This is a genomic window from Pseudomonas paraeruginosa (assembly GCF_003025345.2).
Classification (GTDB): Bacteria; Pseudomonadota; Gammaproteobacteria; order Pseudomonadales; family Pseudomonadaceae; genus Pseudomonas; species Pseudomonas paraeruginosa.
Map to the genome: position 1 here is coordinate 3,108,416 of NZ_CP020560.1, position 11,811 is coordinate 3,120,226.

The 11,811-nt window shown below is 67.5% G+C and carries 9 protein-coding genes; 5 read left to right on the forward strand and 4 right to left on the reverse strand.

Features of this window, described 5'->3' with window-relative positions; all coding sequences use genetic code 11:
* Positions 1 to 97 precede the first annotated feature (97 nt).
* On the forward strand, positions 98 to 2,077 hold the full coding sequence (locus tag B7D75_RS14700; RefSeq protein WP_107114160.1) for a metallophosphoesterase family protein: 1,980 nt from the start codon (positions 98 to 100) through the stop codon (positions 2,075 to 2,077).
* Positions 2,078 to 2,087: 10 nt separating this feature from the next.
* Here B7D75_RS14700 and B7D75_RS14705 read toward each other — a convergent pair whose 3' ends face one another.
* Positions 2,088 to 2,384, reverse strand: a complete 297-nt coding sequence (locus B7D75_RS14705; protein WP_003156581.1) for a putative quinol monooxygenase — start codon at positions 2,382 to 2,384, stop codon at positions 2,088 to 2,090.
* 535 nt (positions 2,385 to 2,919) lie between these two features.
* Between B7D75_RS14705 and cmrA the strand changes: the two genes are divergently transcribed.
* From cmrA to B7D75_RS14725, 4 genes are all read left to right on the forward strand, one after another.
* Positions 2,920 to 3,852, forward strand: coding sequence for an AraC family transcriptional regulator CmrA (gene cmrA, locus B7D75_RS14710; protein WP_034080535.1), 933 nt, complete (start codon positions 2,920 to 2,922; stop codon positions 3,850 to 3,852).
* An 87-nt stretch (positions 3,853 to 3,939) separates the two neighbouring features.
* The gene (locus B7D75_RS14715; RefSeq protein ID WP_043104182.1) at positions 3,940 to 5,295 is read left to right on the forward strand and encodes a hypothetical protein; all 1,356 of its coding nucleotides are present in this window, start codon (positions 3,940 to 3,942) and stop codon (positions 5,293 to 5,295) included.
* 59 nt (positions 5,296 to 5,354) lie between these two features.
* Positions 5,355 to 5,615, forward strand: coding sequence for a membrane protein insertion efficiency factor YidD (gene yidD / locus B7D75_RS14720; protein WP_034000136.1), 261 nt, complete (start codon positions 5,355 to 5,357; stop codon positions 5,613 to 5,615).
* 174 nt (positions 5,616 to 5,789) lie between these two features.
* Entirely contained in the window at positions 5,790 to 7,664 is a 1,875-nt protein-coding gene (locus B7D75_RS14725; RefSeq protein WP_043104184.1) for a DUF3857 domain-containing transglutaminase family protein, read from the forward strand.
* Positions 7,665 to 7,700: 36 nt separating this feature from the next.
* Here the strand turns inward: B7D75_RS14725 and B7D75_RS14730 are convergent, their stop codons facing one another.
* The 3 genes from B7D75_RS14730 to B7D75_RS14745 all read right to left on the reverse strand — a co-directional run bounded on the left by B7D75_RS14730 (position 7,701) and on the right by B7D75_RS14745 (position 11,805).
* The gene (locus B7D75_RS14730) at positions 7,701 to 8,603 is read right to left on the reverse strand and encodes an RluA family pseudouridine synthase (RefSeq protein WP_107114161.1); all 903 of its coding nucleotides are present in this window, start codon (positions 8,601 to 8,603) and stop codon (positions 7,701 to 7,703) included.
* Positions 8,604 to 8,723: 120 nt separating this feature from the next.
* Positions 8,724 to 9,953: a serine/threonine transporter SstT gene (gene sstT / locus B7D75_RS14735; protein WP_003156577.1), complete on the reverse strand. Its 1,230-nt coding sequence runs from the start codon at positions 9,951 to 9,953 to the stop codon at positions 8,724 to 8,726.
* Positions 9,954 to 10,434: 481 nt separating this feature from the next.
* Positions 10,435 to 11,805, reverse strand: a complete 1,371-nt coding sequence (locus tag B7D75_RS14745) for an APC family permease (protein ID WP_053817280.1) — start codon at positions 11,803 to 11,805, stop codon at positions 10,435 to 10,437.
* Positions 11,806 to 11,811 lie beyond the last annotated feature (6 nt).

Here is an 11,811-nt window from a genome sequence, read left to right on the forward strand (position 1 = left end):
TCGGACTGTCGTCATTCCTTACGAAATGGCAACGCCACGCACCGGCAAAGACGGCATACTGCGGGCTTGTCTCGCCGCTTCGACACCGCCGTATCCCATGTCCGCCCGCACCGACACCTCCCCCCTGCCCCTGGTCCTGGCCGGCCCACTGCTGCGCCGCGCACAACCCGAACGCCTGGTCTTCTGGCTGGCGACCTCGCGTCCCGTGGCCATCGAGCTGCTCCTCGCCCCGGCTGGCGAGGCGGAGCGGCGGATCGTCCTCGACAGCGCGGCGCATACCGCCATCCGCGTCGGCGAGCGGGCCTGGCTGCAACTGCTCGACGTCACTCTGGACCCACCGCTGCCCGGCGATCGCCTGGTCGACTACGACCTGCGCCTCGCCAGCGACGACCAGGCCCCCGCCGGCATCGCCGAGTGGGCGCCGCACCTGCTCTATCCCGGCCGCCAGCGGGCCAGCCTGGTACTCAGGAGCCGCCTCGATCATTTGCTCCATGGTTCCTGCCGCAAGCCGCACCATCCGGCGGCCGACGGCCTGCTGCAGGTCGACCGGCTGCTGCGGGAGAACCTCCTGCAGGTCGACACGCGCCCGCCGCTACTGATGATGAGCGGCGATCAGGTCTACGCCGACGACGTCGCCGGGCCGATGCTGGTGGCGATCCATGGCCTGATCCGCCGCCTCGGCCTGTATGGAGAGCACCTGGAAGGCGCGGTGGTGGACGACAGCGAGGCGCTCTACGCGCACCCTGCCACCTATTACCGGCGCGAGGACCTGCTGCCGGCCTTCGAGTCCAACGAAGCCCTGCGCGAGCGGTTCTTCGGCGGGGTGAAGAAGCCGATCTTCACCTCGGCCAACGCACACAACCACCTGGTCAGCCTGGCCGAGGTGCTGGCGATGTACCTGCTGGTCTGGTCGCCGACCCCCTGGCGCCTGGTGGGCCTGGAGCCGCCGGCAGGGCTGGACGCACGACGGGCGCAGCGCTTCGCCGACGAACGTCGGCACATCGAACGCTTCCGCGATGGTCTGGCCGGCGTGGCGCGGGCGCTCGCGCACATCTCCTCGCTGATGATCTTCGACGACCACGACATCACCGACGACTGGAACCTCTCCGCGCGCTGGGAGCTGACCGCCTACGGCCATCCGTTCTCCCGACGGATCATCGGCAACGCCCTGCTCGGCTACCTGCTGTGCCAGGGCTGGGGCAACGACCCGCAGCACTGCGGCGTATGGCTGGCACCGGTCGCGGCATTGATGGAGGGCGCCGCGGCCGACGGCCGGCTACCCTGCGCCGCCCAGGACCGGCTGCTCGACGCCCTGCTCGGTTTCCAGCACTGGCATTACCGGTTGCCCGGCAGTCCCACCCTGATCGTCCTCGACACCCGCACCCGGCGCTGGCGCAGCGAGCGCAACCTGGGCCGCCCGTCCGGGCTGATGGACTGGGAGGCGCTGAGCGAATTCCAGCAGGACCTGCTTGGCGAAAAGGCGGCGGTCATCGTCTCGCCGGCGCCGATGTTCGGGGTCAAGCTGATCGAGGGCGTGCAGAAACTGTTCAGCTGGTTCGGCCAGCCGCTGCTGGTGGACGCGGAGAACTGGATGGCCCATCGCGGCGCGGCCGCGGTGATGATGAACATCTTCCGCCATTCACGCACACCGGGTAACTACCTGATCCTCTCCGGCGACGTGCACTATTCCTTCGTCTACGACATCCAGATTCGCCACCGCGAACACGGACCGCAGCTCTGGCAGATCACCAGCAGCGGGATCAAGAACGAGTTTCCACGGCGCCTGCTGGACTGGTTCGACCGCCTCAACCGCTGGCTCTACGCGCCCTGGTCGCCGCTCAACTGGCTGACCCAGCGGCGCAGCCTGGAAATCCGCCCGCGCATCCCGGAGCACAGCCAGGCCGGCGAGCGCCTGTGGAACAGCGCCGGGATCGGGCAGGTCTTCATCGACGAGGACGGACGGCCGCGCGCCGTTCTGCAGGTCAACGCCGACGGCTCGCCGGCCACCGCCTTCGAACGGCGGCGCGAGGCCGGGGACGATCACCCGGCCGCCCCGGCGGCCGAGCCGAAGCACTGAGGCGACGCTTTCAGAGGATCCGCTCCTCTATCTCCAGGGTCGCGGCGAGCGCCTGCCAGAGCACCTCGGCGAAGACCCGCTGGGCCTCGCCGCAGAGATGCGCGAGCAACGCGTCCTCGTCGCTCCACGCGCTGTGGATCAACCACAGGTCGGCATCCTCGCCGGCCTGGCTGACCTCGTAGCGCAGACAGCCAGGCACCGCCCGGCCCAGCAAGGCCAGTGCGTGCAGGCGCTGGCCGAGAAGTTGCGACTGGCCCCTGCGGGCGCGGATGCTGACCACATGGCTGGCCGGGTTCAACGCTGGCATGCTCTGTGTCTCCTCGACAGGAATTCGCCGCTGCGCGAGCGGCCCCCGGAAGGGAAGGACCGGCGGCACCGAGGCTCCGGCCGGCGGCGCTGGGGTGTGCGGATGACCCATGCGGCGCTCCTCCCCTACCAGTTGCCGGGATGCGTGCGCCGCGGCGCCGGGGCCGTGGCGGAGCGAGCCGGCCGGGAAAGGCGCGGCTGCATCGGGGATGGTGGCGGTACGCCGTCCGATACCAGTCTGGCCTGTTGATTTGACATGCGTGTGTCCCCCTCGAGAGTTTCCATCGGCATGGCGGGGATACCGCCATGCCAGCCAGATTAGGCGGACGGAACACGGAATCGGTAGACGGATACTGTCGGGTTCTTGCCTGAAACTGCCGCGTCCCGGGTTTTTCCGGCACGCGCCCGGGCCCTTGGCCGAGTCGGCTTGCCTGTTCCTGGCGAATGCTTGCCTGATCCTGCCGTCACGGCCGATGGTGGATGCCTGTCGCCGCGACGCGCGCTAGTCTTGGCGGGTCGTCCCCACGAGTTCCCGCATGAGCGAAACCACCGTCCCGCTTGCCACCGAACTGCCCGCCGCCCTGCGCCAGCGCCAGAGCGAACTGGCGCACCTGCTGCTGAAACACTGCGCCGACGATGGCATCTACGAAACCGCCATCGCCCCGCTCGCGCTGATCCGCGCCAACGGCCCCACGCTGCCAGCGCGCGGCATGCATAAACCTGCGCTGTGCATCATCGCCCAGGGCCGCAAGGAGGTGCAGCTGGCCGAGGAGCGCTACATCTACGATCCGCTGCACTACCTGGTGGTCTCGGTGACCCTGCCGCTGGCCGGCCAGGTGATCGACGCCTCGCCGGAAGCGCCTTACCTGTGCGTGCGCCTGGACATCGATCCGGCCGAGATCACCCAGCTGATCTCCGAGGCCGGGCCCATGGAAGTGAGCGGCCGCCGCGGCGACCGCGGCCTGTATGTCGATCGCATCGATGCCAGCCTGCTGGATGCGGTGTTGCGCCTGATCCATCTGCTGGACAGCCCGCGGGATATCGCGATGCTGGCGCCGCTGGTGCTGCGCGAGATCTTCTACCGGCTGCTGCGCAGCGGCCAGGGCCAGCGCCTGCACGAGATCGCCATCGGCGATAGCCAGGCGCACCGCATCACCCGCGCCATAGACTGGATCAACCAGAACTTCGGCAAGCCGCTGCGCATCGAGCAACTGGCCCAGGTGGTCAACCTCAGCCCCTCGACCCTGCACCACCGCTTCAAGGCCGTGACCGCGATGAGCCCGCTGCAGTACCAGAAACAGCTACGCCTGCAGGAAGCACGCCGGCTGATCTTCAGCGAGGGCCTGGAAGTGGCCGCCGCCGGCTACCGGGTCGGCTACGAAAGCCCGTCGCAGTTCAGCCGCGAGTACAGCCGGCTGTTCGGCGCCCCGCCGCTGCGCGACCTGGCGCGGGCGCGGACCAGCGCCTAGGGGAACGTCGGGGCGACCGTGGCGGTCAATCGGTGAGCGGCGGGATACCTTCGTCGCCATGACCGGCCTTGCGAAACCGTCCCAACCATGATCCGAACCCTGCCCCTGGTCCTGCTTGCCCTATCCCTCCCCGCCGCCGCGACGGACAGCGAGGCGTTCGCCCGCCGCTACCTGGCCTATGCCCATGCCGTCGGCCAGCACAGCGAGCGACTCTGGCCCGGTTGGCGGTTGGCCGACAAGGCCTTTCTCTACAGCGACGGCCATGACACCTGGGTAGCCGATGCCGAAGGGCGCGCGCAGCGCACCACGGCGCCTGCCATCGGCGACCCGGAACTCGACCTGAGCTATGCCTTTGTGCAATACCAGGGGCGTCCGACGGTGCTGTTGCAGATCAGCCGCGCGCATCTGCGGAGCAATGCCGGCAATACCGAGGCGCTGGCCGCCATAGGTCCGCACGAAGCCTTCCACCGCTACGCCCAGGAAGACTGGCGGGGCCTGCGCAAGCCCGGCAGCTATCGCGGCGACCTGGCCACGCTCGACCCGCGCCCACGGCAATACCGCTACGCCTTGTTCCAGTCGCTTCTCCAGGCCCTGCGCACGCCCGAGCAGCGCGACAGCTACCTGAGCGACGCCCAGGGCTGGCTGCGCCGCTGGCGCGAAGCGGCTCCCGAGGAAAGCCGGCTGGCGGCGCAGGTCGATCTGAGCGAAGGCACCGCGCGCTATGTCGAGATGGCCGCCGCCGCGCGCTACCGCACCGATTTCACCGAGGACCCGCAACGCTATCGGCAGGCGCTGCGGGAGTACGCGCTGGCCTTCTACGATGCCAACGAGATCGGCGTCGGCGTCGACAGCGAAGCCTACGAGATCGGCGCGCTGGCCGGCGTGTTGCTGGACCTGCGCGAGGACGACGCGGACTGGAAGGAGGCCGCGATGGATGGCACCTGGCCGCTGGACTACCTGCTGCGCGACCAGCCTCCGGCCTGGAGCGAACTATCCGATGCCGCACGGGCGCGCGGCGAGCGCTACCGGCGCGAGATGAGCGCCACCCGCCAGCGCCTGGTCGAGTTGCAGGAGGCCTTCGCCGACCCACGGCGAGCGCTGCTGGTGATCCCGCAACCGCGGCGTACCATCGGCTTCGCCACGGCGGCAAGCGGGGTGCGCGGGGGCTTCTACGTCCTTCCCGACGGGCCGTTCCGCCAGGCCTACCTCGGCGCGCGCTGGAATGTCGGCGAGCTGACCCTGGACGGCGTCGACTATCTGGAAGGCGACGCCGAGGCGTACTGCCCGGGCTACGGCCGTTCGGCGCTGATTCCGTTGCGCGGAGGCGCTTGGCGCGAGGGTACGCTGGCGTTGGATGAACCGGGCTTGCGCGGCCGCCTGGCGACTGGTCGCAGCCTCGTCGACGGGCGGACCCTCTACTGTGCGGCGGAGAATGCGCCTTGAGGACCGTCAACGGCGTTACAATGCCCGTTCGCCGCCGCAACCCCGCCGAGGGCATCGCCATGAAGTTCCTGCTGATCGGACTGATCCGCTTCTACCAGTACGTGATCAGTCCGCTGATCGGGCCCCGTTGCCGCTTCTATCCCAGTTGCTCGCACTACACCCTGGAGGCGATCCGCACCCACGGCGCGTTGCGTGGCGGCTACCTCGGCGCGCGCCGCCTGCTGCGTTGCCATCCCTGGCATCCGGGCGGTTTCGACCCGGTGCCGGAGCGCCAGGAACAGGCGTGCGCCTGCCACAGAACGGCGAAACCGGGCGAATGAGGCCGGCGAAAAGCTCCCAACGGCGACATCCCGCACATAACCGGACCCGCCGGTCGACATGCGGAATTGATAAAACATATCATTCAGGGCCAATCTCCCCGGCTATCCTCCACCGTCCCCTTGCGGCCGGCTGTGCCCGGGAGCTCCGCCTAAACGTTTCATCCTGAGGCACCGATGCCCCGTCATCCCTTCTCTCCTTCCTTCCTCGCCGCCAGTGTCTTCTGTGCCGCCACCCCGGCCCTCGCCGCGCTGCAACCGATCGCCGAGGCCCCGCTGGCCGGCGAGACCGAGTTCCGTTGCCAGTTCAACGCCGACAACAGCACCGACTGCGTGAGCACCTACAGCTTCACCATCCTCAAGCCGAGCGGCCGCGAGATGCTCTCGCGGATCGACCGCAGCTATGCCGAGACCGACAGCCTGATCGTGGAGAAGGCCGAACTGACCCAGCCCGGCGAAAAGCCGGTGCCGCTGGACCAGTCGCAGATCGATACGCGGACCGCGCCGAACCCGGACCAGGGCTTCCTGCGCGAACGCCAGACCTCCCTGGCGTTCCCCAACCTGCGGGTCGGTACCCGCATCAGCTATACCCTGCGCGAGCACTTCACCGCCAAGCCGCTGAGCACCCAGTTCCACTATGTCCTCAGCCGGCCGCCGATGCCGGTGCGCGACGACCGCTTCATCGCCGAGTTCAAGGCCGAGCGGCCGATCTTCGTGCGCAGCGAGCTGATGGACGCCTATCGCATCGAACAGAGCGCGGACCGGAAGACCCTCAAGGTCAGCCTGAAGAAACCGCAATACACCAACTACATCAACGAAGCCGGCAATGCCTACCTGCGCCACACCCCGCGCCTGGAACTGGGCAGCTCGCTCGACCTGCAGGACAACTTCGGCCCGTTCGCCGCGCGCTACAACGAGATCCTCGCCGCGGAGCTGCCCAGGGGCGCCGCGGCGGCCGTCGCCGCGGTGAAGGGCAAGCCGGCGCGCGAGCAGGTCGCCGGCCTGATGCAGTACATCAACGACACCTACCGCTACCTCGGTGACTGGCGCGCCAGCGAGCGCGGCTACGTGCCTTTCTCCCTGGCGGAGATCGAGCGCAATGGCTATGGCGACTGCAAGGACCTGGCGATCCTCCTCGGCGCCATGCTCAAGGCCGCCGGGATCAAGGCCGAACCGACCCTGGTCAGCCGCGGCGACGTGGCCTGGGACCTGCTGGTGCCCGGCCTGTACGCGCCGAACCACGCCATCGTCCGCGCCGAGGTGGACGGCAGTACCTGGTGGCTGGACCCGACCAACCCGGTGTTCGCTCCCGGCCGCACCATGCCCGACATCCAGCAGCGCTGGGCGCTGGTGCTGGGTGCCGACGGCAAGGTACGGCGCGACGAGATTCCCCTGGAAGCGCCCAGCGACACCCTGCGCGTGACCCGCAGCGAGCATTACACCCACGACGGCGAAGCCAGGGTCGAGTCGCGCGTGGAGCTTTCCAATGCGCCGCTGATGCAACTCAGCGTCGCCGACCGCCAGCGCGGCCGCACCAGCACCGACCAGGACCTGTGCCGCAACTTCGCCAAGGAAGGCAGCGACTGCGTGCTGGAGCGCGACGACAGCCAGTTCGTGTTGCCACCCAGCTATTCGATCAGTGCCAGGCTTACCGACCGCCGCGCCCTCGACCGGCTGGGCGGGAAGTATTTCTACAACCGCCAGGACCTGGCCAGCCAGTGGGACGCCTTCGCCAAGTACCGCAGCGAAGGCCAGTTGGCCGAGCTGTACCTGGGCGAGCCGCAGATAACTTCCTATGACATCAGCCTGTCCGGCGGCAAGACCGACGAACCGGCGCACAGTTGCGAGATCCGCAGCCCCTGGTTCGATATCGACCTGCAGGCCGAACCGGCCAAGGATGGCGGTTACCACTACCGCTACCGGGAAGTGCAGAAGACCAGCTGGCTCAACCACGACGAGATCAACAGCGCCGAGTTCGGCAAGCTGATCGAGCAGAGCCGCGGATGCGTCGAGCAGTTGCGCCTGGTGGTCAGGCTGGACGAGCGGTCCTGATCACAACGCGCCCGCTTCGACGGGCGCGTCTCCCACTCACTCCTGCCATTCGAGTCTCAGCTCGGATTCGAATACACGCGCTTCCCCGCTCAGCGGGTCGTCGAAACGCAGGCCCCTGGCCAGCAGCTTGAGCGGCCGCCGATAGTCGTCGGGGCTGTCCTCGGCGTCCAGCAACCCGGGGTAGAAGCCGTCGTTCTGGATAGCCGCGCCGAGCGCCGCCAGATGTACGCGTAACTGGTGTTTCTTGCCGGTCAGCGGATACAGCCGGTAGCGCCACCAGCGGCCGTTGCGCTCGGCCACCTCGATGCGCGTCTCGCTGTTCGGCTCGCCGTCGCCCTCGCGCATGCGGAAGAACGGCTCGCCGGGCACCAGGCGAGTCTTGCGCAGCAACGGGAAGTCCAGCCGCGGCAAGGCCGGAGCTATCGCCTCGTAGTACTTGTCGATGCGCCGCTCGCGGAACAGCGCCTGGTAGCGCCCGCGGCTTCCGGGATTGGTCGAGAACAGCACCAGCCCGGCGGTATGCCGGTCGATCCGGTGCAGCGGCACCAGCTCGCGGTTGCCGGTGCTGCGTGCCAGCCGCGCCAGGAGGGTCTGCTCGACATAGCCACCGGCCGGCATCACCGGCAGGAAGTGCGGCTTGTCCGCCACCAGCAGATGCTCGTCCTGGTGCAGGATGCGCGCCTCGAAGGGAATCGGCGTTTCCACCGGCACTTCGCGGAAGTAATGCACGCGCAGGCCTTCGCGATACGGCGTCCGCGCGTCCAGCGCGCGCCCTTCGGCATCCAGAACGCAGCCCCGTCGCATGCGCGCCAGCCAGGTATCGCGGTCGATGGCCGGAAAACGCGCGCAGAGACAGTCGAGCACGGTGCTCCAGGGACCGGCGGGCAGATGCAGGGTACTGGCGCGAAGACTGGCGCCAGGCAAGGCGGGAGACGACATGCGGCAACTCGGGGAAGACGGACGCCCATTAGGCCGCAGCACGGCGCCCAGGTCAAAGCCCGCCGGGCCGGAACGAAGAAACCGCCCGCAGGCGGTTTCTTCCGGGAGCCAGGCAGCGGCTCAGGCGGCGCTGGCCTTGCGCTCCTCCGCCTGGCAGGCCGCGGCGGTGAACAGCACGTCGGTGGAGGAATTCAGCGCGGTCTCCGCGGAATCCTGGAGGATCGCGATGATGAAACCCACCGCGACCACCTGCATCGCCACTTCGCTGGGAATTCCGAACAGGCTGCAGGCCAGCGGGATCAGCAGCAGCGAACCACCGGCCACGCCGGACGCGCCGCAGGCGCAGACCGAGGCGACCACGCTGAGCAGGATCGCGGTCGGCACGTCCACGTCGATGCCCAGGGTGTGCACCGCCGCCAGGGTCAGCACGGTGATGGTGATCGCCGCGCCGGCCATGTTGATGGTCGCGCCCAGCGGGATCGACACCGAATAGGTGTCTTCGTGCAGGCCAAGGCGCTCGCAGAGCTGCAGGTTGACCGGGATATTGGCCGCCGAGCTGCGGGTGAAGAACGCGGTCATGCCGCTTTCGCGCAGGCAGGTCAGCACCAGCGGATAGGGATTGCGGCGTATCTTCAGGAACACGATCAGCGGGTTGACCACGAAGGCCACGAACAGCATGCAGCCGAGCAGTACCACCAGCAGGTGGGCGTAACCCTTCAAGGCCTCGACGCCGGACTCGGCGAAGGTCGAGGCGACCAGGCCGAAGATCCCCAGCGGAGCGAAGCGGATCACTACCTTGACGATCAGCGAGACGCCGCCGGACAGCTCGGAGAGCAGGTTGCGGGTGCTGTCGCTGGCGTGGCGGAAGGCGATGCCCAGGCCGATGGCCCAGGCCAGGATGCCGATGAAGTTGGCCGAAATCAGGGCGTTGACCGGGTTGTCCACCACGCTCAGCAGCAGCGCCTGGAGCACTTCGGCGATACCGCCGGGCGGCGACATCTCGCCCGGCTGGCTGGCCAGGACCAGGCTGGAGGGGAAGGCGAAGCTGGCGATCACCGCGACCACCGCGGCACTGAAGGTGCCCACCAGGTACAGCAGCAGGATCGGCCGTATATGGGTCTGCTGGCCTTGCTTGTGGTTGGCGATGGAGGCCATCACCAGTACGAACACCAGCACCGGCGCCACCGCTTTCAGGGCGGAAACGAAGACCTTGCCGATGAACCCGACCTTGAGCGCGGCGGCCGGGAAGAAGCTGGCGAGCAGCAGGCCGGCGACCAGGCCGACGATGATCTGGACCACCAGGCTGGTGCGCGTCAGTAGATGAAGCAGGGGTCGTTCAGGGTATGTCATGCAGATTTCCACTCTTATAGGTGTGTCGAAGGCCGGCCCAGGCGGCTTCCATGCCGAACGACCCTGTGCCGTTCCGCCCCCGCGAAGGGATGGCTCGAATCGGCCCGGTAGTCTAGGGAAGGACCTGATGCGGCAGCGGAAACACCGACCAGCGGACAGCAGGCATCCCCGCCACGGCCATCGAACCGGATCGGGACGGCGTGGATTCTAGCCGTGTCTGGGCTTTTTGGGGGCGTCCAATTCTGTCTGGATTCGGACATGTCGTCGCAGGCGCGGCGGCGCCCTGCAGGCCGGGAAAGCCCTGTGAAAAGGAGGGAAAACGCGGAATCCGCTGGCTGCGGATAGCCAAAGCCCGCCATGAGGCGGGCTTCAGATGGGGGGCTAGTCCGTTAGCCATGGGTCCATGATTGACCCGTCGGCGTGAAAATTTCGTGAAGTTTACCGCTCTTTTTTTCTTCACCTTTCGCTGAATCGCTTCACGTCAGCGGGTGGCACTCAGCTCGTTCTCCTGGAAGCGCGGCGGCGGCCGGCTGAACCGGCGGGTCAGGTAGAACAGATAGCCGAAGCCCAGCCCGGCCCAGGCCAGCCCCATCACCAGCGAGGTGCTTTCCAGGTTGAGCCAGAGCACCGCGACGATGGCCGCGCCGGTCAGCGGCAGGACCAGGTAGTGGAAATGCTCCCTGAGGCTGCGGTTGCGTCCGCCGCGCACGTAGAAGTGCACGATCACCGACAGGTTGACGAAGGTGAAGGCCACCAGCGCGCCGAAATTGATCAGCGCCGTGGCGGTCACCAGGTCGAAGGAGATCGCCGAGAGCGCCACCATGCCGACGATCAGCACGTTGATCGACGGCGTACGCCATTTCGGATGGACGAAGCCGAAGATCCGCTCCGGCAGCACGTTGTCCCGGCCCATCACGTACAGCAGGCGCGATACGCTGGCCTGGGAAGCCAGCCCGGAGGCCAGGGTGTTGATGAAGGTGGCGCAGAGGAAGATCGACTGGAACAACTTGCCGCCGACGTACAGGGCGATTTCCGGCAGCGCTGCGTCCGGCTCCTTGAAGCGCACGTTGGTCGGGAAGTACGACTGCAGGAAGTAGGACACGGTGATGAAGATCACCCCACCGTACAGCGCGGTGAGGAAGATCGCCCGCGGGATCACCCTGGCGGCATCGCGGGTCTCCTCGGACAGCGTGGTCACCGCGTCGAAGCCGAGGAAGGAGAAGCAGAGGATGGTCGCGCCCGCCACCATGGCCGAGAGATGCGCATGCTCGGAGAAGAATGGCTGGGTGCTGAGCACCGTGCCGGTCCCCTCCCCGTTCTCCAGGCCATGGATCACCAGGCCGATGAAGACCACGATGATTGCCAGCTGGACCAGTACGAAGACGGTGTTGAAGTTGGCGACCAGATTCACGCTCTTGATGTTGATGACGGTCATGATCAGCACGAACATCACCACCCATATCCACGGCGCTACTTCAGGGAACAGTGCGGTCAGGTAGATCTTCGCCAGCAGCGCGTTGATCATCGGCAGGAACAGGTAGTCGAGCAGCGACGACCAGCCGACCATGAAGCCGACATGTGGATTGATCGCGCGTTGCGCGTAGGTATAGGCCGAGCCGGCGGTGGGGAACTGGCGGACCAGCTTGCCGTAGCTGACGGCGGTGAACAGCACGCCGGCCAGGGCCAGCAGGTAGGCGGTGGGCACGTGTCCCTGGGAGATCCCGGAAACGATGCCGAAGGTATCGAAGACGGTCATGGGGGTCAGGTAGGCCAACCCGATCATGACGATCTGCCACAGCTTCAGGGATTTGCGAAGCTGGGTTCGCTCTGCGGAGGGGGGTGGATTCGACATGTATGC

Excerpts from the sequence above, each read along its gene's own strand:
- B7D75_RS14700 (WP_107114160.1), top strand. The coding sequence starts at position 98 with ATGTCCGCCCGCACCGACACCTCCCCCCTGCCCCTGGTCCTGGCCGGC.
- B7D75_RS14705 (WP_003156581.1), bottom strand. The coding sequence starts at position 2,384 with ATGCCAGCGTTGAACCCGGCCAGCCATGTGGTCAGCATCCGCGCCCGC.
- cmrA (WP_034080535.1), top strand. The coding sequence starts at position 2,920 with ATGAGCGAAACCACCGTCCCGCTTGCCACCGAACTGCCCGCCGCCCTG.
- B7D75_RS14715 (WP_043104182.1), top strand. The coding sequence starts at position 3,940 with ATGATCCGAACCCTGCCCCTGGTCCTGCTTGCCCTATCCCTCCCCGCC.
- yidD (WP_034000136.1), top strand. The coding sequence starts at position 5,355 with ATGAAGTTCCTGCTGATCGGACTGATCCGCTTCTACCAGTACGTGATC.
- B7D75_RS14725 (WP_043104184.1), top strand. The coding sequence starts at position 5,790 with ATGCCCCGTCATCCCTTCTCTCCTTCCTTCCTCGCCGCCAGTGTCTTC.
- B7D75_RS14730 (WP_107114161.1), bottom strand. The coding sequence starts at position 8,603 with ATGTCGTCTCCCGCCTTGCCTGGCGCCAGTCTTCGCGCCAGTACCCTG.
- sstT (WP_003156577.1), bottom strand. The coding sequence starts at position 9,953 with ATGACATACCCTGAACGACCCCTGCTTCATCTACTGACGCGCACCAGC.
- B7D75_RS14745 (WP_053817280.1), bottom strand. The coding sequence starts at position 11,805 with ATGTCGAATCCACCCCCCTCCGCAGAGCGAACCCAGCTTCGCAAATCC.